This is a genomic window from Flavobacterium sp. TMP13, from assembly GCF_050847115.1.
GTDB lineage: Bacteria > Bacteroidota > Bacteroidia > Flavobacteriales > Flavobacteriaceae > Flavobacterium.
The window spans coordinates 3,165,391-3,187,500 of sequence record NZ_CP193656.1 but is presented as its reverse complement, the minus strand read 5'-3'; the positions used below and the strand labels follow the sequence as shown (position 1 = coordinate 3,187,500).

The following is a 22,110-nucleotide window of genomic DNA, read 5'->3' as shown; positions in this document are numbered from 1 at the left end:
TTATTTCTAGCAATGCAACTATTGCTACATTTCTGCGCACGCTGATTATTCGTGCTAAAGTCAAATCGATTTTTTCTGTAGTGATTATATTTAACTAAGTTCAACTTTGTAAATGTTAGATTAATTATTTAAAATGTTGATAATCAATTTTTTGTTATTTTAGTTGTATGATTAACTAAAAAAAAATATTATGAGCATTCTTCAAAACCATAATTCAGAAAGTCCTGTCGCTAAAAAAATTCAAGAGCAAACAGCAAAATTATCATCAGATTTATTTTTATGGGATGCCTTCGCCTCAATGGCTGGTTCTGCAACATTAAAGGTAATGGGAAAAGGAAAAACAGCACTATTTTTTGGGCAGTGGGCAACCTCATTTTTGCTTTTAGAGGTTTACAATAAAATTGTAAAAGTAGAAGGAATTGATTCCAAAAATAAACGTGGAAATTAAATCTTGGAATATTCGAAAAAACCTGCACAAGCAGGTTTTTTCATGAAATTTTTAATCTAAAACTTATTTTTTCTATTTTTAGTTTATACGGCATTTTCTTGAGTTAGAATTGTTAAGTGATTATAAATTAACTGTAAATAAATTTAAGTAAACTACATCCGGTTAATAATTATCTTTAGTTGGTACACAAGATGAATTTTGTTTATAATATTTTCAAATATAGATCTAAATATCTTTTTAATTTGCCTTTTTATAGTAATAATTTAAAGCTCATAAAAATACTTGAGAAGCAGCTTGTGCAATTCGTTTGTCTCGTAAAATTGTATTTACAATACATCTAACTTCTTATAGCTTTAGCTTACTTGGCATTGGAATAAACTTTCAACTTCAATAGTAATTTAATATGTAAGTTATAATTTTTATTACTCGTCAAAAAGGTTGGAAAATTATGAACCAACGCTCGCACGGTCATCCCCATGCTATAATTGCATATCAGTATTAATCGATCTACTAACGATATTATTTTTCCAACGCCTATTGCAATTGCAGAGCATGATGATAGTATTGCAGAGACTAGAAAAAATAGAAATTTAACTAATGCAGGTGCTCCTCGAAATTTCGTATTAACTGCTGAGTCTAGAACGGTAGATTTAAAAAAATATCGTAATGTAATGGAAATAGTCAATTCAAAAAGTCAATTCTATTGTATTTTAAGTTCCATGCATTTAGATTTTGTTTTAGGAGAAAAAAATAAAATTGAAGATGAAACGGTAATTTCCTTTTTAAAAGATCAAAAAAAAAGCCGCATTGCGACTCTTTAAAATTTAGATTTTGATCAAAAGTATCCAGATCGATTGTATAAATTTGTGGAGTGGTGTGATGCTTTTTCTCTACTGATATGCATGAATAAAATGCAGTATGAAGGAATAAAGATGGAAATATCTAAAAGTCCAGATTGAATTATGAATCAGGTATTTTATAAAACGGAAAAGGAAATTTCAGTACAGACTTGGGTATTTAAGGAAGCTCGTTTTAAGGTTTTTTATGAGTATAAAATAATTGAACAATTACAGTTTAGATCCATTCAAGAGTTTGATGATATTTGAAAAAATACTGCTGTGCAAATACAGGAATTTGCTTTATTAAAATAGTTAATTCTAAATTAGAATCACCTTCAGTAAATTACATCACAGAATGAATAGTATATCTTTTAAAACTTTCGTTCTTTAAACTACTTCAATTCGGTAAGTAATATGAGATCTTTAGAATTACTATTTAATTTATGACTTTACGAACTTGCTCAACTTTAAATTGTAAAATATACTAAACCATAATTAATTTTTTAGATAATTCAGTATTAACAGTCATTCGTCACTTATTTTTATTAGTAATTTTAAATTGGCAAATCATTCTAATTCCTTGTAAGGAAAACGAATTTTAGAGGGTGTTTTTACTGCAAAAGCATTTATAACCTGCATGATGTATTGATTGGATGGGTAACGCGTAACTAGCTCCTTTATTTCCGTTAGATCATGTATGCTACTATCTGGCGTTAGATAACCCATTCCATAAAAGTGTCCGTTTTCTACCCAAATATAACTTCTTTCTTCGGGTGTTCTTCCCTTATCAATAATGGCAAAAGTTGGTCTATTATTTAGAAAAAAGTCAAGAGCATTTTCGACTTTTTCATTGTGGTCTTCTATTTCTGGTAAAGCATTTGTAGTATTTTCAAAAAAGAATTCTGGTTGCGATAAACTGCCATAGCTACAAAATCGATGGTCTATTTCAAATTGTTCTACTAAAGATCTTAGTTTATTAATTCCATCAATTAAAGAATTAAATGCTTCGATGCATAGCTGGTTTTTTCCAATTTTTCCAATTGCCAAATAACGGTAGCCATTTCGAGCTTCATATTCGAACAATCCATATTTTGGTTCAAATCGCTTTAGTGCTTTGTTATGAATTGGCCATAATTTTTTAATCTCTGACCCCTCTAGAAGCAGAGCCATAAGTTCATTTCCACAAACTTCAAAAGAAATCGCATAGATCTCTCTTAAAAAATTTTGACGTTGCGGAGTAATCTTGTGACCAGTAAAATGTGATGCTACTCGTTTTTTAAGATTAACAGCTTTTCCGATATAAATTACTTTATTTACATCGTTATAAAAATAATATACTCCTGGTTTTTCTGGTAGTTTGTCAAAATCTTCTGGTGGTAAATTCGGTGGTAATCGTTGATCTTGAGCTGTGTTCTTGATCATTTTACTTATTTCTCCTTCTGCATCCCATTCCAGTAATCGAGAAAATAATTCGGCAGTAGCATCAGCGTCTCCACCAGCGCGATGTGCATTTTCTAAAGATATATTTAACGATTTGCATAGTCTACCCAAACTGTAGGATGCTAGTCCTGGTTTTATTTTTCTTGCTGCACGCACCGTACAAAGTTTTCTGGCGGTCCACTTAATACCTGCCGTTTCTAGCTCGTGTCGTACAAACGAATAGTCAAAGTTGACATTGTGTGCTACGAAAATTCGATCCGAAAGCAGTTCGAAAACTTGATCTGATATTAAATCAAAAACAGGTGAATGTTGCACCATCTCGTTAGTAATGCCAGTCAGGGCAAATATAGCTGGCGGAATATCTTTTTGTGGATTAACCAAAGTTTCCCAGCGATCAATCACTTTTTCGCCATCGTGTATGACGATAGCAATTTCTGTAATTCGGCTATGGGTTGCATTTCCACCAGTGGTTTCGATATCTACTATCGCATATTCTTGCTTTTTCATTAATTTTGCTACTACCTAAAATTAAACAAATAACTTTATTGTTATAATTTGTAACAGCAAAGGTACGTATAAATGTTATAAACTGTACTAAGTTGCAATAATAGACGAAACACGTAAACTGACATAATGAGTTATAATTATGAGTTTGATGGTAGTTCATGCTCTATGAGAACTATAAAATAAATCACTGGGGAAAGGGATTATAAAGTAGCGTAATTTATGGATTGATGTTATTTAACTCGATTTTATTAAGTAGAAGTGGCAATATAAAATCTTTATCAAAATTAATTTTGCGCGGTTTTTCTATACTCTTTAGGTGTAGTTCCTGTAACTTTTTTAAATAGTCTATTAAAATTGGATGAAGTTTTATATCCGCATTCATACGCAATATCAGACATGCTTTTATCGGTTTCAACTAGAAATCGGCAGGCATTTGCAACCCTAATTTCGTTAAGATATTCTACAAAGTTCTTTTTTGCTTTCATCTTAAACATTCTACAAAAAGAAGTAGGAGTGAGGTTAGCAATTTGGGCAATTTCAATAAGAGAGATGTCTTGCTTGTAATTTTCTTTAATATAAATGTATACATCAGACAATCGATCATTTTTAGTTTGCTCTTTTGTGGGCGAATACACTTCATTATTTATAAAAGTAAGATCTTCACTTTCAGAGAGTATCGAAAGTATTTCAAAGAGACCAATAATAATTTCGAAATCTTTTTTATTTACCAGTTTCTCTAATTTTTTTGCAATCGTTTTATTCGTTTTTCCTTGAATTAATAATCCACGCACACCATTAGAGAAGAGTGTATTAATTTTTTGAGCTTCTTTCAATTCATAAAAAGCAGGACCAAAAAGATCTTTATTAAAATAAACAACAATTGCTTTAGCTTTTAATTTAGAATTGTCTTGGTAATACAGCTCGTCGTTCAACCATACATGCGGAATGTCTGAACCCAAAAATACCATATCCCCTGATTCAAAAGGAGCTACTGAGTTTCCAATAATTCTTTTCCCATAACTTTCCTTTATATAAACCAATTCGAGTTCAGGATGAGAGTGAAATGGAGACTGAAAAAAGGACTCTTCTCTGCAAATAACAGAAATTGAACTGTTTACATAGGACTTTATTTTAGTTTTTTCTATTTTCATTGTTGCAACAAAGATAATTAGTGATTAAACAAAGATAATATCTGATTAATAAAAAGATCTTAATTACTATAACTTTCCAATTCTAAATAAGTATAAATATAATTAAAATCGCGCATGGCCCTAAAATCTCAGTCGGATGTACAAAATAAAGCTATTTCTATAGAAATGCAAACAAAGGATTGTTCTTCTGATAAAAAAGGGAATGGAAATTCTTCTGATTTTAATCCAAACAAAAAATGGCTTTTTCCATTCATGTTAGTGACAAGCTTATTTTTCTTTTGGGGCTTTGTACACAATCTAGATCCTATTTTGATTCCGCATTTAAGAAAAGCATTTAGTCTAACAGATCTCGAATCGTCTTTAATTGACTCCTCTGTTTTTATCGCCTATTTTGCCATGGCATTGCCAGCCGGGTATGTAACGCGAAAATATGGGTATAAGTTTGGAATTCTAATCGGATTAATTTTGTTTGGTATTGGTTCTATTTTATTTGTACCAGCCGCCAATTCGCTACAATACATTTATTTTTTGGGTGCTTTGTTTGTAATTGCCTGCGGATTAACATTTTTAGAAACTGCCGCAAATCCGTATGTAACTGTATTAGGGCCGCCAGAAACCGCTACCAAGCGTTTAAATTTTGCACAGTCGTTTAATGGTTTGGCTGCTTTCATTGCGCCTACAGTTGTTGGGCCCATGATATTATCTGGTAAAAACTTGACAGAATCGGAGATGGCAAATATGTCAACTGCAGCTTTAGAATCCTATTTGGCTTCAGAAGCGGCAAGCGTAAAAATGCCTTATTTAATTTTAGGTCTGATTATTTTTGTTGTGGCCGTAGTTTTTTATTTTACGAATATGCCTGACGTCAAGGATGAGAATAGTGAGGGTGCTGAAGGATCTAGCTTCGGTGCCGCTTTAAAATCAATGAAACTGCGATGGGGCATTGTAGCTCAGTTTTTTTATGTAGGCGCCCAAGTTTGTGTAGGTAGTTTTTTTATTAAAATGGCAACTACAACCGCCGGATTAGAAGAAGGTACAGCGGCAAAATACTTAGGTTTTTATGGTTTAGCATTTATGTTAGGACGTTTTGCCGGAACTTTTTTGATGCAGTACATTCAACCTCGAAAACTATTAATATTATATACAATCATCAATATCATATTGACAGTTTTAGCAATAACAGGAACAGGCATGATGGTCGTTTATACCTTAATAGCGATTGCGTTCTTTATGAGTATCATGTTTCCTACTATTTTTTCTATGGGAATAGATGGTTTAGGAAATAACACTAAAATTGGATCTTCTTTAATTGTAATGTCAATCGTTGGTGGTGCTTTACTACCTCCAGTTTTAGGAGTGATTTCTGATGCCACAGGAAGCATTCAAATGGGTTACAGTGTTCCGCTAGCTTGTTTTGCAGTTATATTATTATTTGCCTTCAACGGACACAAAGCTAATAAAGCATAAAATTTTATTTATATACTATGTTAAACAACGGAGTAAAAAGATTGGTAATTAAAATGCACCCAAAAGACAATGTTCTGGTTGCTTTAGCAGATTTACCGCAAGGAGAAGAAGTGACTTTTGAAGGAGAAACGTTTGTACTTCAGCATACAATTAAGGCGAAGCATAAATTTTATACAACTAATTTAAAAACAGGAGATGAGATCACCATGTATGGTGTTTTGGTTGGAAAAGTGCAGTGCGATCTGGCAAAAGGGAGCTTAATGACGATTGAAAACCTAAAGCATGCTGCAGAACCGTATGCTTACAGAAAGGTCGAGAATGCATGGCAAGCTCCTGATGTATCTAAATATAAGAACAGAACTTTTAATGGATACAAACGAAAAGATGGTCGTGTAGGAACTGCTAATTATTGGCTTTTTGTACCAACGGTATTCTGTGAAAATAGAAACTTAGATGTCATAAAAGAAGCATTGCAAAACGAATTGGGTTATTCGGTAACTGACAAGTACACGCAGTATACCAATCAATTGCTGAAAGCATACCAAAATGGCGAAAATATTGATTCGATTACTATCGAACTGGCAGCAACGAGCCACGTTAATCGTGTTTTTAAAAATGTAGATGGAATAAAATTCCTTAACCATCAAGGTGGATGCGGCGGAACACGTCAAGATTCGGCTACTTTGAGCGCATTGTTGGCAGCTTACGCCAATCATCCTAATGTAGCAGGAGTTACGCTTTTAAGTTTGGGTTGCCAGCATTTGCAAGTACAAGATTTTGTAAATGATGTTAAAAAGCAAAATCCTTCGTTTGATAAACCCCTTCTTATTTTCGAACAGCAACAAACCATCAGTGAGGAACAGTTGATTGCTGATGCGATCAGGCAGACTTTTGAGGGATTAATAACGATCAATAAATTAGAAAGATCTCCAGCACCATTAAGTGATTTAGTTGTAGGAGTAAAATGTGGAGGAAGCGACGGTTTTAGTGGTGTCTCTGCTAATCCTGCAGTGGGTTATACTGCTGATTTATTGGTAGCATTAGGAGGTAAAGTACTACTAGCAGAATTTCCAGAATTGTGTGGTGTAGAGCAAAATTTAATTGATCGATGTGTAACTAAAGAATCGGCGGAGAAATTTATTGATTTAATGCAATCGTATGATGCCTTAGCACACAAAGTAGGTTCAGGTTTTCACATGAATCCATCTCCAGGAAATATCAAAGACGGATTAATTACTGATGCGATCAAAAGTGCAGGTGCTGCTAAAAAAGGAGGAACCGCGCCTGTAGTCGATGTATTGGATTACACTGAACCCGCGACAAAAGCTGGTTTAAGCTTAGTATGTACACCTGGAAATGATGTCGAAGCAACCACTGGAAAGGCCGCGGCTGGAGCAACATTAATTTTGTTTACAACGGGTTTAGGAACGCCAACAGGAAATCCGGTTTGTCCCGTAATTAAGGTGGCGACGAATTCGGTTTTAGCCAAAAGAATGAGCGATATTATTGATATCGATTGTGGACCTGTTATTAGTGGCGAGAAATCTATTGAAGAAATGGGAGAAGATATTTTAGAATATTGCATCAAAGCAGCCGGTGGAGAAATTATTCCTAAAGCGGTACAATTGAATCAAGACGATTTTATTCCCTGGAAGCGAGGCGTCTCCTTATAAATAATTAATTTCACTAAAATATTAAAAATCAAATACATATCTAGTATGTTTTCATTAAAAAATAAAATTGCAGTAGTAACTGGAGGTGGTAGCGGAATAGGAAAAGCGATTTCAGCTTTATTTGCCAAGCAAGGAGCAACGGTTCATATTCTTGAACTAACAGAAGAAAGTTCTAAAGTAGCCGTCGAAGAAATAACCAATGATGGTGGTAAAGTATTTGCGCATGCATGTAATGTGGCGATTCAAAAAGAAGTATCAGCGACTTTCAAAAAAATTGGAGCAATTAATATTCTCGTTAATAATGCTGGAATTGCTCATATTGGTAAGGTAGATACAACTTCTGAAGCTGATTTTGATCGTATTATGAATGTGAACGTCAAAGGAGTGTACAACTGTTTGCATGCAGCAATACCGCAATTAAGACAAAGTAATGGTGGAATTATTGTGAATATGGCATCGATTGCTTCGTGGGTAGGAATTCCAGATCGATTTGCATACTCTACAGCAAAAGGAGCGGTAATGGCGATGACTTTATCAGTTGCCAAAGATTATATAAGCGAAAATATTCGTTGCAATTCTATTTCTCCAGCACGAGTACATACACCATTTGTAGACGGATTTATTACTAAAACCTATCCAGGTCAAGAAGCAGAAATGTTTGAAAAATTGTCTAAGACACAGCCCATAGGTCGTATGGCGAAACCAGACGAAGTAGCAGCTTTGGCCTTGTATTTATGTAGCGATGAAGCGTCATTTATTTCAGGCTGTGATTATCCTATTGATGGCGGATTTATAAAATTGAATAACTAGTGCAAGTCGCCTTATTCATACCCTGTTACATCGATCAGTTTTATCCACAAGTGGGTATTGCTACGTTGCAATTATTAGAAAAACTAGGTTGTGATGTTGTATTCCCTTTGCAGCAAACTTGTTGTGGTCAGCCGATGGCCAATAGTGGTTTTGCTAGTTTAAGTAAAGGTTGCGATACCAATTTTGTCGAAAATTTTTCAGGTTTTGATTATATCGTCGCTCCTTCAGGAAGTTGTGTATTGCATGTAAAACAACATTTACAAGATGCAACACATCCAGAAGAAGCAGCCGAAATTAGAAAGAATGTTTATGAACTGACCGAATTTTTGACTGATGTATTAAAGATTGAAAAGCTACAAGCTCGTTTTCCTTTTAAAGTAGGCTTGCACAACAGCTGCCACGGGCAAAGAGGTTTGCATCTTTCTTCAATGACAGAAATCATGTTGCCTTCTTTTTCTAAACCAGAACAGTTGCTCACTATGGTGCAAGATATTCAATTAAGTACACCCAAACGAAGTGATGAATGTTGCGGTTTTGGCGGAACTTTTTGTGTGTTCGAAGAAGCTGTAAGTGTAAAAATGGGAAAAGATAGAATTGCTGAACACGATGCAAATGATGTCGATTATATTACTGGCGGAGACACAAGTTGTTTGATGCATTTAGAAGGAATTTTAAAAAGACAAGGAAGTACTGTAAAAACCATTCATATTGCTGAGATATTGAATAGCTCATTATAATAAGATGAAAATAACACATGCAGCATTAGCGGAAAAATTTATAGCCGACGAGCCCAGAACCGATTGGCACGACGAGACCTTATGGTTTGTTCGTGAGAAACGAGACAAAGCCGCTCATGGTCTGCCCGAATGGGAACAATTGAGAGAATGGGGTTCGCAAATAAAAGATCATACGCTTTCTAATCTTTCTAATTATTTAACTGAATTTGAAGAAAAGGCAAAAGCCAATGGAATCTTTGTGCATTGGGCTGCTGATGGAGTAGAGCATAATAAAATAATTCATACCATTATTCAGCAGCACAAGATCGAAAAGATTGTAAAGAGCAAAAGTATGCTTACTGAAGAATGTCATTTAAATGAATATTTACAAGAGAACGGAATAGAAGTGGTTGATACTGATTTAGGCGAGCGTATTGTTCAGTTCAGAAAAGAAACACCAAGCCATATAGTATTGCCAGCAATTCATTTAAAAAGAGAAGACGTTAGCGAGACTTTTCATGAGCATTTGCAAACAGAAAAAGGAAATAATGATCCACAATATTTAACAGAAGCTGCCAGAATACACCTAAGAAATAAGTTTATTCAATCAGAGTTAGCGATTACAGGAGTAAATTTTGCGGTAGCAGAAACGGGTGGTTTTGTAGTTTGTACCAATGAAGGAAATGCCGATATGGGCGCACATACTGCCAACGTGCACATTGCGTGTATGGGTTTTGAAAAAATTATTCCAAAAGCAGAACATTTAGCTATATTTCTACGATTATTGGCAAGAAGTGCAACAGGACAGCCAATAACCACATATTCGAGTCATTATCAAAAACCAAGACCAGGACAAGAAATGCACTTGGTGATTGTCGATAATGGCCGAAGCAAACAATTGGGGCGCGAAGATTTTAGAAATTCACTAAAATGCATTCGTTGTGCAGCCTGTTTCAATACTTGTCCAGTCTACCGCCGCAGTGGCGGGCACAGTTATCACACTGCTGTGGCTGGGCCGATTGGGTCTATTTTGAGTCCAAATTTAGATATGAAGGCGAATGCTGATTTGCCATTTGCGTCTACTTTATGTGGCAGTTGTACCAATGTCTGTCCGGTTAAAATCAATATTCATGAGCAATTGTATAAATGGAGACAGGTAATCGTGGCCGAAGGTTATGTTGACACAAGCAAAAAAATAGGAATGGACGCAATGGCATTTTTATTTTCAAAACCAAGTGTATACCGCTTTGTTGGAAAAATTGGAAGAGGAACGATGAAAGCTTTTCCATTTATTACGAACAATAAATGGAATGCGTGGTACAAGCAAAGAGAAATGCCAGAGCCACCAAAAGAGTCCTTTAGAGATTGGTATTTGAAAAACGGAAAAAGCAATAAAAAGTAGTTTCATGAGTGCAAGAGAAAATATATTGAATGCCATAGCAAACAATCAACCGAGTTTGGTGGCGCTTCCTGAGATTGAACGCAATGCTATAATTGATTATGAAGATCGTTATGCCCAATTTAAAACCGTGTTGGAAAGCATTGGAGGCACGGCAGAATTGATTCCGAATTTAGAGCTTGTCAATGAAAAAATTCGGTTAGATAGAGCAACTGATACTTTTATAGTAGATACCATTACAGGAGAAGCAAATAATGAAAAACAGATTTCATTGTCCGCTTTCGAATTAGAAAAAGTAGAAAGAGCGTATATCAGAGGAACTGTTGCAGTCGCTGAAAATGGAGCAGTCTGGGTGTACGAAAGTCAAATGAAAAATAGATTACTGCCATTTATTTGTCAGCATTTGGTTTTGATAGTGGACAAAAAAGATATTGTATCAACCCTACACGATGCGTATGATACCATAAAAGTAGGCACTGAAGGTTTTGGAGTATTTATCGCTGGACCTTCAAAAACGGCAGATATTGAGCAATCTTTAGTCATTGGAGCACATGGAGCCAGAAGTACCACAGTATATGTTATAGAATAATATAAAAGTAATTTTAATGGTAAAAGTTAAAAGCACTGACAATTTCAATACGATTTTCAAGAGAAAAAATTAAGTTCAATAGTAAGAATCAGTTTTAAAAAAACAGTAAGAAATGAAAATAGATTACGTTGGTAAGAATCGTCTAAAGCATACATTATTAGGATTGGCTTTTTCATCGATTGCATTTTCTAGCTATGCTCAGCAAAAAAACTTTGTAACAATTAATGCTTCAATGTCAGAGCAGGAGTTAGTACACATTGCTGCTAACATTGTCCCTTCACCACAGCAATTGCGTTGGCAACGTTTAGAGTTAACGGGCTTTCTCCATTTCGGAATCAACACGTTTACCGGACGGGAATGGGGTGAAGGAAAGGATGATCCAAAGTTGTTTAATCCTACAGAATTAGATGCTAGACAATGGGTTAAAGCTTGCAAAGATGCCGGTATAAAACAAGTTATTATAACCGCAAAACACCATGATGGTTTTTGCTTATGGCCAACAAAAACAACAGAATATTCTTTGAAAAATAGCCCTTGGAAAGACGGTAAAGGTGACGTAGTCAAAGAAGTTGCTGATGCTTGTCGAGAACTTGGAGTAGGATTTGGAGTCTATGTGTCACCTTGGGATAGGAACCATGCTAGTTATGGCACCGAGGCATATAATGATGTTATGATCGCTCAATTGACGGAATTATTGACTCAATATGGGCAAGTAGACGAGGTATGGTTTGATGGAGCTAATGGAGAAGGTCCGAATGGAAAAAAGCAAGTATATGATTTTGAAAGATGGTATGCACAGATCAGAAAATTACAACCTCAGGCCGTAATTGCTGTTTCGGGTCCTGATGTTCGTTGGGTAGGAACCGAAACTGGGCATGGACGTGAGGAAGAATGGAGTGTAGTGCCAGTTGGAAAAAAGAAAAAAACAGATGATGGTTCTCAAACCAAAGTAGATACACCTCCAACGGGAGATATGCGAGGTAGCGTTTTGGGGAGTCGCAGTCAGTTGAAGGACGGTGATGCTTTAAAATGGTACCCTGCCGAAACAGATGTATCTATTCGTCCGGGATGGTTTTACCATGAATCAGAAGATGAAAAAGTAAAAACACCAGAATATTTAAAAGAAATTTACTTTCATTCGGTAGGAAGAAATGGCGTTTTACTATTGAATATCCCACCAGATAAAAGAGGCTTAATTACCGATTATGATGTTGCTGCATTAAAAGGTTGGAAAGCAAAATTGGATGAAATATTTAAAGTCAATCTTTTAAAAAATGCAAAAGCTACCGGTGCGGTAAAAAAGATAAATACTTTATTAGATGGGAACGATGCGACAGATGTTGTATTTTCTATGAAAAAAAATGGTAATTCGGTCGAAATGAATTTAAAAGAAGAAAAAACATTCAATGTACTATTACTGCAGGAAAATATTAGCAAAGGACAAAGAGTAGAAAAGTTTGTTTTCGAATATTGGGAAAATGGACAATGGAAAAAAGCAACCGAAGGAACTACCATTGGTTTTAAACGTTTATTAGAGTTTCCAACCGTAACTGCTTCTAAAGTACGACTGCGTATTTTGTCTGCCAGATTACAACCGGCTTTAGCAGAAATTGGATTGTATTTTGAAAAAAAGTAACATAAAATAAGGTATTGATTATCTAAATAAATATAGTTTAACGAGATAATAATTAAATTTAAGAATAAAACATATAAAATATGAAACTTATACGATTTGGAGCAGAAGGAAAAGAAAAACCAGGAGTTATAATCGACGAAAAAAGATACGATGTGTCTTCGATTGTTTCAGATTATAATGAATCTTTCTTTCAAAATGACGGATTAGAAACTTTAAAAGCAGCCTTGCAGAGCAATCCAGTTTTGCCAGAGGTTGACCAAAACGTGAGACTAGGATCTCCTGTAGCGCGACCTTCAAAAATAATTTGCATTGGGTTAAACTATGTAGATCATTGCAAAGAAACAGGAGCTCCAATTCCAGCAGAGCCCATCATATTTTTTAAATCGACTACCTCTTTATGTGGCCCAGACGATGATTTGATCATTCCAAAAAACAGCACTAAAACAGACTGGGAAGTTGAATTGGCTTTTGTTGTTGGAAAAAAAGCAAGTTATGTCGAAGAGGCAGATGCACTAGACTATGTCGCTGGTTATGCGTTGTTAAATGATTACAGCGAAAGAGCGTTTCAAATTGAAATGGGAGGACAATGGGCAAAAGGAAAAGGTTGCGATACATTTGCTCCACTTGGGCCATTTTTAGCAACGCAAGACGAAATTGCTGATGTTAATAATATTCCAATGTGGTTGACTGTAAATGGTAAGAAATTCCAAAATAGTAATACCTCTAACTTGGTCTTCAAAATCCCATTTTTGCTACATTATTTGAGTCAATTTATGACTTTGCTTCCAGGCGATATTATCAGTACAGGAACGCCTCCAGGCGTAGGATTAGGAATTAAACCAGATCCAATTTATATCAAAGCCGGAGATGTAATTGAATTAGGAATGGACGGTTTAGGCTCTAGCAAACAAGTTGCAAAAGCATATACTAAGTAAGTTATGGCAGCGCAAAAATACTGTTTGGCGTTAGATTTAATTGATGATGAGAAGTTAGTTGCAGAATACAAAGCCTTTCATCAAAATATTTGGCCAGAGATTACAAAAAGTATCAAGGATTCTGGTATTGAAGTCTTGGATATTTATCTTGTGGGCAATAGACTCTTTATGATTATTGAAGCCAATGAAGTATTTTCATTCGACCAAAAATCACAAATGGATGCTAATAATGCTAGAGTGCAAGAGTGGGAAGATTTAATGTGGAAATTTCAACAAGCGTTACCTTGGGCTAAGTCTGGAGAGAAATGGATGGTTATGGAAAAGATATTTGAATTAAAATGAGAATAGACAGTCACCAACATTTTTGGAGATATGATCTAGTGAAAGACGCCTGGATTAGCGACGACATGAAAGTAATTCAGCAGGATTTTTTACCTGCTGATCTACTTCCTTTATTGCGAGAAAATAATATTGATGGTTGCATAGCTGTTCAAGCAGATCAAAGTGAAGCGGAAACTCATTTTTTACTGCAGCTTGCTGAAGAACATGATTTCATTAAAGGAGTTGTGGGTTGGGTCGATTTTAGAGCTGAAAATATAAAACAGCGATTGAAGTATTTTTCTCAATTCAAAAAACTGAAAGGTTTTCGACACATCATTCAAGGAGAAGCAGCAGATGATTTTTTACTTCAAGAAGACTTTTGTAACGGTATAGCACAATTGGAGCAACATAATTTTACATACGATTTATTGATTGCACCTCAACATTTAAAATATGCCATTGCTTTTGTAAAACGTTTTCCGAAACAGAGTTTTGTTATTGACCATTTGGCCAAGCCGAATTTTAAAGAAGGTGATTTTACACAATGGGAAAAAGGAATTGCAGAATTAGCAACCTACAAAAATGTAGTGTGCAAGCTTTCTGGAATGGTTACCGAAGCGGATTGGAACAATTGGAAACAAGACGATTTTAGCTACTGCTTGGATGTACTAGTTGCAAATTTTGGAGTAGACCGTTTGCTTTTTGGGAGTGATTGGCCGGTCACTTTATTAGCAGCTACTTATGAGCAAACCTGTGGTATTGTCGAAAGCTATTTTTCCACATTTCCCAAAGAAGAGCAGGACAAAATTTGGAGCGGTAACGCTATAAAATTCTATCACTTATAAAATAAAACAGAAATGAATTTACATTTAGAAAATAAAATAATCATTGTAACAGGTGGAGCCAAAGGAATAGGATTGGGAATTTGTAAAGTTCTTGCTGCAGAAGGCGCAATTCCGGTTATCATAGGACGAAAAGAAAGTGACAATCAGCTTGCCATAAAAGAAATTGAAGCTGCTGGTGGAAAGGCAAGAGCTGTTGTGGCTGAATTGACAAAACCTGAAGATTGTGAAAATGCAGTACAACAAATTGTAGCTGAGTTTGGTCACATCGATGGACTTGTGAACAATGCAGGTGTAAATGATAGTGTAGGATTAGAAAATGGCGATTACAATTCATTCGTTAGCTCTTTACATAAAAATTTAGTGCATTATTACTTAATGGCGCACCATGCGTTGCCAGAATTGAAAAAGTCGAAGGGAAGTATTGTAAACATTGGTTCTAAAACTGCTGATACAGGACAGGGAGGGACTTCTGCCTATGCGGCTTCTAATGGAGGACGCAATGCTTTAACTAGAGAATGGGCAGTAGAATTGTTGAAATACGGCATACGTGTCAATGCAGTAATTGTTGCAGAATGTTACACGCCTTTGTATAATACGTGGATCCAAACTTTTGACAATCCGAAAGAAAAATTAAAACAAATTACAGATAAAATTCCGTTTGAAAATCGAATGACAACTGCGGAAGAAATAGCGAATATGGTTGTTTTCCTATTATCCAAAAAATCAAGTCATACTACAGGACAGTTAATTTATGTTGATGGTGGGTACACACATTTGGACAGAAGTTTGTAGAAATTGGAATATCAAAAAAAATCGAGAGATATAATGCTACATTTTAGTAGCAAAATTGTCAATCAATTTTTATGACAGGGTTGTTAATCTTTGTACGATTTAAAGGAAAATTAGTCTTTAAATTAGATAGTAGATTTTTTGAACTAAAAAAGATGCATTTGGCGCATAGTTCTAAATAAAACTATTAAAAAATTTCTATTTTAAGAAATACATATTGCTATTTAAGGTATTAATACAATTTTAGATTATTAGGTTTTGCAAATAAATGTCAGAGTAAAGTTTGACATTAGTAATAGCAAGTCATTTTTGCGGACGAAATTTATAAGTGTAATTTCCAATTATAAAAAAGAAGATTTTGAGCAGTTTTTAAAAGGGGAAAAAATAGATGTTATTTTAGATATGGTTGGCGGAGATTACACTCAAAAGAATCTCGAAATTCTAAATGAACAAGGTCGCTTGATTTATATAAATGGTATGAAGAGCATGGACGTTACTATTAATCTGCGCACAATAATGAGCAAAAATCTGATAGTAACAGGAAGTTTTTTAAAGCCCCAATCTGTAGAAGTTAAAGCCCAGATTGCAAAAGAAGTAGAGAAAAATATTTGGCCCTTATTTAATTAAAACTAAATTCATCCTATTATTTATAAAACATTTCCACTACAACAGGCCGCAGAAGCCCATCGTTTGATGGAAAAAGGAGATTATCTTGGAAAAGTTTTGTTGACTAGTTAATTATCTCTTTTTCAAGATCTAATGTATCGTTATTGGAATAATGAACTCAGTTTGTGATTATTTCGCTAAAGAATTTAGATGTTAAAATTGAAAATTTGATTTTTAGGTATCTATTATAATTCTGTAAATAATTTATTTGTAGCTTGCAAAAAAAAAAATACTCATTTCGTTTATTTGTCTTACAGTCTACCAGTATACCTTAAATTTTTTTCAGCAAATAAAATAGCAGCATATTATTTCCCTTTAGTAATTTAAATAATTACCAAAAAAACTAAATTTATGTTTAAAACTACCTTAAGCAAAGGAATTTTTATACCAAGTATGGTATTTATTTTTCTTGTCTCTATTACATCAGTTCTATATCCAGAACTTACCGATCAAATTTTAAATTTGATTAAAAATTTCATCTTTGTAAATTTAAATTGGGTATATGTGTGGTCAGTAACACTTTTCGTGATTTTTCTGGTCTATTTACTATTTAGTAAATACGGAAATATTAGATTAGGAGACAACGACAGCAGGCCCGAACACAGTTTTTTCTCTTGGGTTGCCATGTTATTTTCTGCAGGGATGGGAATTGGATTGATGTATTTTGGAGTTGCTGAGCCAATGCAACACTACTCTTCTGAAGTTTTTGGTCTGACTCAATATGTAAACAAGGCAAAAAATGCTCAGCTTTACACATTCTTTCATTGGGGTATACATGCTTGGGCGATATACGGGCTTGTAGGATTATCACTTTCTTATTTTACATATCGCTTTAAATTGCCCTTATCGTTAAGAAGTTGTTTTTATCCGTTATTAAAAAATAAAATTAACGGAAAATGGGGAAATGTTATTGATGTCTTTGCATTGTGCAGCACCTTTTTCGGAATCACTACTACCTTGGGTTTTGGAGTAGTTCAAATAAATTCAGGCTTACAGATACTTAATATAGTGCCGGACACTAATTTTATTTATCAAATCATGATTGTGGCTATTCTGGTATCTTTAGCAGTGCTGTCAGCGCTCACAGGAGTAGATAAAGGAATTAAACTTTTAAGTAATATTAATGTAATCTTAGTGGTCTGTTTATTACTGTTTGTGCTCGCAGTGGGTCCTACGGTTTTTTTAATTGGAAGTTTTACAGAGGGATTAGGTAATTATATTAACAACTTTTTTAATCTAACTTTTGCTACCCACGTCTATGATCAAGAAACATTGCCTTGGTTTTATGACTGGACCATTTTGTACTGGGCTTGGTGGATTTCCTGGTCTCCATATGTTGGACTTTTTATTGCCAAAATATCCAAAGGAAGAACGATCAGAGAATTTATAGTCGCTGTATTACTTATACCATCGCTATTCAATTTTATTTGGATGACTGTTTTTGGAAATGGTGCTATATGGTTTGACATGAATGTTGGCAAGGGTGCTTTGAGCGCATTAGCAGGAAATCCAGATGCACTTATGTTTCGGTTTTTAGAGTATCTACCATATTCAGAAATCGCAAGCTACATGACAATATTTATTGTAATTATATTTTTTGTAACATCAGCCGATTCGGGCATTTTTGTTATGAATAGCATTGCGACCAAAAATGCCTTAAAATCTCCAAAATGGCAGACTATTTTATGGGGAGGATTACTTGCAGTTTTGGCACTAGTACTTCTTAATGCAGGAGGTTTAAAAGCACTACAAAGTATGACGTTAATTACAGCCTTGCCCTTTTCTATAATTATGATATTATTTATTGTGAGTTTACTAAAAGGACTTAGCATCGACCAATCGTATTACGATCGAAATTTCTCTAAAGCTACAGTTCCGTGGTCAGGAAGATTGTGGAAAGATAGACTAAAACAAATAGTAGCAACCAAAGACCGCTCAGCAGTAGACTTTTTTATAAATACAGTGGTTAAAGAAGCGTTTGCTGAATTACAGATAGAATTTGCAAAAAACGGTATCGATGCTGCTATAAATTATAAAACAGATCCATCTAAAATTGAAATGGAAATTAAATATGATGTGATTAACAACTTTATTTATGGCGTAGAAACGACCTCAAAAAAGGTTGCTACTTATTTAATTGATGAAGATAACCTTCCTGGCATTCAATTGAGTGGTACATTTTTTCCGAAAGCCTATTTCGGAGACACACGTGAAAGTTATGATATTCAGTATTTTACAAAAAAAGAATTAATATCAGACATCCTGAAGCATTATGATCGATTTTTAGGCATAGTGTCGGAAGAAAATAATGGAATGTTTATTAGCAGTGATTCTTACGAACAGCTTTAATAATGGTTTATTTTTAATTTAGCATAAGTTTATTGTCTTTCGCAATTTTTTAAATTTAAAATTAGCTCCAAGTTCGCACCCCAATCTCACTTCTAAATTTTTATTTTATTACTTTTTTTTAGACGTGCAGCATCGAAATTTAAACGTGTAATTATTTACAAATGGAGCGTAACAAAATAACAATTTCTACTGCAGCGTTCATGGGCTGCAAACCACTTATTATGCCTAATAGTTACAACGCCGTTTTTTAGTGTTAAATTTGATAAATCTATATTATAATTAACAAAATTTTATTAATTTCATAATTAATTATTATATTTTATTTTTTTTGTATTCGAATTGAAATCTAATTCTCGATATATGAATTTTCTTCGTCAAAATTTAGTTGTTAAAACTCCATTTTTAAGTTCAATAAAAAATTCATCCATTATTCCTGTCGTCCTTTTATATTCCGTTTTTGGCTTGCAATTTAAAGCTTAGCGTTCTTTACAACTAAAAAACATTTAGGGTTAAAATTTTTAGTAAAACGAAAAATCCCCACAGTCAGATCAACGAACTTGCAGATGAATGAGATCATTTAATTTAATTATTTTAAAAAATATAGTCACCTTACTAAAATAAATTATGATGAGAACAATTAATGAAATGTATGATTTTAAAGGAAAAGTAATTCTTATTTCTGGTGCTGCTGGAGCCATTGGTAGTGAGGCTTCCCGTTTTTTAGGATCGCTGGGTGCTAACGTCGTTCTTGGAGATTTGAATGAAGAAGGTGTAAAAAGAATTGCAGATGAAATTACCAAAGAAACAGGAAATGAAGCATTGGAATTAAAAATTGATGCAACTGACGAAAAGCAGATTGAACTAATGATTACTAAAACCATAGAGAAATTTGGTAAAATTTCCGCAGTAATTAACAATGTAGGTTGGGGGGCCAATACACCTTTATGGGGTTCAGATTCTCAAAAAATGATCGATTCTTACAAACTTAATACTTTGGGAGCTTACAACCTCACCCGACTTGCCATGCCTTATTTAGTAAAAGAAAAAAATGCAGCAGTTCTCTTTAGTGGATCTGCGGTTGGAAATACACCTTCACCAGAGTTTATAGAATACAGCACTGCAAAAGCGGGATTACTGAATATGTCGAGAAGTATGGCTGTGGCATCTGGACCTGAAGTGCGTTTCAATTCTTTAATTATTGGAATGGTAGACAATGGTGATTCTACATTAGAAGCAGGATATACACCAGCGATGATTGATAACGTAGTTAAACAGATCGTTTTGGGAAGACGTGGTTTGCCAGAGGATATTGCCAACGCGATGGCCTTTTTACTGAGCGAAGCTGCAAGTTGGATCACTGGAATAGAATTGACGGTAAATGGTGGCGGTGTATATAAATCGAAAATGCCAACTTCATAATAAATCTAAAAAAACGAATTTTAATGTAGTAGCATGAATTTTTTTCGTTCCATCTTCTCATGTTTGCACTCTTGTATACTTAAAAAACGAGAGCGGTTCAATCTGCAACGTAACAATGGCAGTTTTATAGAAGAAGTAGCAATCTCTAATAATTAAAAAAATCAAAAGAAACTGCTAGATGAAAAGCAGTTGGAAGATTGTTATAAGACGTTTTCCATAACAACAGGAACAACAGTTGTTTTCGAATTACCGAGGTAGCGATTAGTAAAGCCCGGAATGAGTGCGATATCTAAATTAGACAACTTTAATCTTTATGCTTACGTATAAGTAGCTTCTGTTCTTACTGGAAGAAATATCGATAATTTCTATTTGTTGGGAAGTACGGCTTACCTTATTTTTTAAAATAAGATTGTTTTATAATACTTGATAATTATCTCTTATACAATTCGCGATAAGGGATTAAAAGGTGCTTCTTATACTATTTAATCAGTTACATAGCGGTTTAAGCGGCTTTATTCTTCAACCATTAAAAAATAATTTATGAATACAGAAATGAAATCTAAATTAAGGAAAGGCGCTGTAAAAACGGGCGTGATCAATGCTATCATTAATATTGTAATACAATATTTTCTTTTAAGAGGAAAAGCTACTATTCCAATTTCGGTCGATTCCATTACCAATACGACAGAAACAGTTTTAGGAACTGCCGTGATGCTTGCAATTACACTTTCTGTAATTTTAACTTTTATCGCCTATTTCAGCATTAAAGAAAAGAAAATGTCCTTTTTTCCAAATACAGTACTTCTAGCTTTAAAAAATGGCTTTGTAACTTTCGGAATCTTAACCTCATTGGCTGTTCTCTGGCAAAAATATATGGGAACCGTAGCTGTATCTTTGGTGGTCGGCATCATTATTATCGGTGTTATTGCTGGATTAGTTTCTGGTTTTGTAAATTATTTGACATTGAAAGAAAGTATCATTTCTGAAGAAAAAAAATAAAAAAAATGAAATTAAGTTTTTGATTTTTCTTGGATCTTCCAACGTGTTTTAAAAATAGCTGCGATGTTTATTGAGCAATAGTTGGTCATGGACCAGCCATATACATCGATTCCGCTTAAAAAATAATAATTGTGAAAATGGCTTCTCGTTGAATTGCTGGAAATGAAGCTAATGATCGTATTTCTTTGCCATCATATAAAGCCGTGGCTGACTATACAAAATATAAAAATATTTAATTAATCAAAAATCAATAAAATGGACACAAAAAAGTTATTTGACTTAACAGGAAAAACAGCCATCGTTACTGGTGGAGCTGGAGGAATTGGACAAGCATGTTGCGAAATGCTAGCAGCTTTTGGTGCCAACGTGGTCGTTTCGGATTACAATTTGGAAGCTGCAAAAAAAACGTCTCAATCTATAAATGATAATGGAGGGAAATCAATCGCAATTGATTGTAACGTTTTGGAAGACGAAGCATTAGTGAATTTAGTAGACCAAACGATTGAACATTTTGGAAGCATTGAAATCTTGGTCAACAACGTTGGTGGAGGCGGAGCGGGAAAAGAAAGTCCCTACGATATCGAAGTAGCACAATTTAAAAAAGTGTTCGATATGAACGTTTTTAGCATGTGGAGATTATGCCAATTGGTTGCACCACACATGGGAAAAGCAGGATACGGAAGCATTATTAACATGTCATCAATGGCATCTATTAATAAGAGTCCAGCAATTAGTGCGTACGCTTCGTCTAAAGCAGCAATTAATCATATGACCAGAAATTTGGCTTATGATTACGGTCCAAATAATATTCGCGTAAATGCAATTGGTCCTGGAGCAACAAGAACTGCTGCTTTAAGTACGGTACTAACGCCAGAATTAGAAAAAGCAATGCTGAAACATACGCCAATTCACAGATTAGGCGAGGCGGAAGACATTGCGGGAGCAGTTTTATATTTCGCATCGCCTATTTCCAGTTGGACGAGCGGACAAGTTATCTTTATTAATGGAGGTGGAGAACAGACTTTAGATATGTAAATGAGAATGTAATAATTTTAATTTACTTGATAAATCTTATCTTTAAAATAGATAAAAATATTATTTTTTTTAAAGTA

19 protein-coding genes and 1 pseudogene are annotated in these 22,110 nt (G+C 34.4%); 18 read left to right on the top strand and 2 right to left on the bottom strand.

The annotated features are described in order from the left end of the window. Positions 1-190 precede the first annotated feature (190 nt). The gene (locus tag ACRASX_RS13785; protein WP_066305623.1) at positions 191-448 is read left to right on the top strand and encodes a hypothetical protein; all 258 of its coding nucleotides are present in this window, start codon (positions 191-193) and stop codon (positions 446-448) included. A 485-nt stretch (positions 449-933) separates the two neighbouring features. Continuing rightward, on the top strand, positions 934-1,269 hold the full coding sequence (locus ACRASX_RS13780) for a DUF3891 family protein (protein ID WP_432221646.1): 336 nt from the start codon (positions 934-936) through the stop codon (positions 1,267-1,269). A 585-nt stretch (positions 1,270-1,854) separates the two neighbouring features. Here the strand turns inward: ACRASX_RS13780 and ACRASX_RS13775 are convergent. Both ACRASX_RS13775 and ACRASX_RS13770 read right to left on the bottom strand, forming a co-directional pair. Next, positions 1,855-3,234 carry an exonuclease domain-containing protein gene (locus ACRASX_RS13775; RefSeq protein ID WP_432221645.1) on the bottom strand — a complete coding sequence of 460 codons (1,380 nt, stop codon included), beginning with the start codon at positions 3,232-3,234 and terminating at the stop codon, positions 1,855-1,857. Between the two features lie 284 nt (positions 3,235-3,518). Then, positions 3,519-4,385 (bottom strand): AraC family transcriptional regulator, encoded by an 867-nt coding sequence (locus ACRASX_RS13770; protein WP_432221644.1) that lies wholly within the window; start codon positions 4,383-4,385, stop codon positions 3,519-3,521. A 114-nt stretch (positions 4,386-4,499) separates the two neighbouring features. Between ACRASX_RS13770 and fucP the strand changes: the two genes are divergently transcribed. The 16 genes and pseudogenes from fucP (at position 4,500) to ACRASX_RS13690 (ending at position 22,033) form a co-directional block, all read left to right on the top strand. Beyond that, positions 4,500-5,852 carry an L-fucose:H+ symporter permease gene (fucP, locus tag ACRASX_RS13765; protein ID WP_432221643.1) on the top strand — a complete coding sequence of 451 codons (1,353 nt, stop codon included), beginning with the start codon at positions 4,500-4,502 and terminating at the stop codon, positions 5,850-5,852. Positions 5,853-5,869: 17 nt separating this feature from the next. Beyond that, entirely contained in the window at positions 5,870-7,525 is a 1,656-nt protein-coding gene (locus ACRASX_RS13760) for a UxaA family hydrolase (RefSeq protein WP_432221642.1), read from the top strand. A gap of 45 nt (positions 7,526-7,570) precedes the next feature. Then, on the top strand, positions 7,571-8,335 hold the full coding sequence (locus tag ACRASX_RS13755; protein ID WP_432221641.1) for an SDR family NAD(P)-dependent oxidoreductase: 765 nt from the start codon (positions 7,571-7,573) through the stop codon (positions 8,333-8,335). Then, entirely contained in the window at positions 8,335-9,072 is a 738-nt protein-coding gene (locus tag ACRASX_RS13750; RefSeq protein WP_432221640.1) for a (Fe-S)-binding protein, read from the top strand. The genes ACRASX_RS13755 and ACRASX_RS13750 overlap by 1 nt, the downstream gene beginning before the upstream one ends. Before the next feature lie 4 nt (positions 9,073-9,076). Further along, positions 9,077-10,453 carry a lactate utilization protein B gene (locus ACRASX_RS13745; RefSeq protein WP_432221639.1) on the top strand — a complete coding sequence of 459 codons (1,377 nt, stop codon included), beginning with the start codon at positions 9,077-9,079 and terminating at the stop codon, positions 10,451-10,453. Between the two features lie 4 nt (positions 10,454-10,457). Beyond that, positions 10,458-11,039 carry a LutC/YkgG family protein gene (locus tag ACRASX_RS13740; RefSeq protein ID WP_432221638.1) on the top strand — a complete coding sequence of 194 codons (582 nt, stop codon included), beginning with the start codon at positions 10,458-10,460 and terminating at the stop codon, positions 11,037-11,039. A gap of 112 nt (positions 11,040-11,151) precedes the next feature. Further along, positions 11,152-12,675 carry an alpha-L-fucosidase gene (locus ACRASX_RS13735; protein ID WP_432221637.1) on the top strand — a complete coding sequence of 508 codons (1,524 nt, stop codon included), beginning with the start codon at positions 11,152-11,154 and terminating at the stop codon, positions 12,673-12,675. An 80-nt stretch (positions 12,676-12,755) separates the two neighbouring features. Further along, positions 12,756-13,610 carry a fumarylacetoacetate hydrolase family protein gene (locus ACRASX_RS13730; RefSeq protein WP_432221636.1) on the top strand — a complete coding sequence of 285 codons (855 nt, stop codon included), beginning with the start codon at positions 12,756-12,758 and terminating at the stop codon, positions 13,608-13,610. Positions 13,611-13,613: 3 nt separating this feature from the next. Further along, the gene (locus tag ACRASX_RS13725; protein ID WP_066305657.1) at positions 13,614-13,952 is read left to right on the top strand and encodes an L-rhamnose mutarotase; all 339 of its coding nucleotides are present in this window, start codon (positions 13,614-13,616) and stop codon (positions 13,950-13,952) included. After that, the gene (locus tag ACRASX_RS13720; RefSeq protein WP_066305660.1) at positions 13,949-14,776 is read left to right on the top strand and encodes an amidohydrolase family protein; all 828 of its coding nucleotides are present in this window, start codon (positions 13,949-13,951) and stop codon (positions 14,774-14,776) included. The genes ACRASX_RS13725 and ACRASX_RS13720 overlap by 4 nt, the downstream gene beginning before the upstream one ends. A 12-nt stretch (positions 14,777-14,788) precedes the next feature. Further along, a complete protein-coding gene (locus ACRASX_RS13715; protein ID WP_066305661.1) occupies positions 14,789-15,568 on the top strand; it encodes an SDR family oxidoreductase in 780 nt (259 codons plus the stop codon). 255 nt (positions 15,569-15,823) lie between these two features. Then, positions 15,824-16,303: pseudogene (locus ACRASX_RS13710) on the top strand (zinc-binding dehydrogenase). A 279-nt stretch (positions 16,304-16,582) separates the two neighbouring features. After that, positions 16,583-18,580, top strand: a complete 1,998-nt coding sequence (locus ACRASX_RS13705; RefSeq protein ID WP_432221635.1) for a BCCT family transporter — start codon at positions 16,583-16,585, stop codon at positions 18,578-18,580. A gap of 624 nt (positions 18,581-19,204) precedes the next feature. After that, a complete protein-coding gene (locus ACRASX_RS13700; protein ID WP_432221634.1) occupies positions 19,205-19,999 on the top strand; it encodes an SDR family NAD(P)-dependent oxidoreductase in 795 nt (264 codons plus the stop codon). A gap of 540 nt (positions 20,000-20,539) precedes the next feature. After that, positions 20,540-20,998: a hypothetical protein gene (locus ACRASX_RS13695; RefSeq protein ID WP_432221633.1), complete on the top strand. Its 459-nt coding sequence runs from the start codon at positions 20,540-20,542 to the stop codon at positions 20,996-20,998. Between the two features lie 255 nt (positions 20,999-21,253). Then, complete coding sequence (locus ACRASX_RS13690; protein ID WP_066305666.1) at positions 21,254-22,033, top strand: glucose 1-dehydrogenase; 780 nt, start codon at positions 21,254-21,256, stop codon at positions 22,031-22,033. The last annotated feature ends 77 nt before the right edge of the window (positions 22,034-22,110 follow it).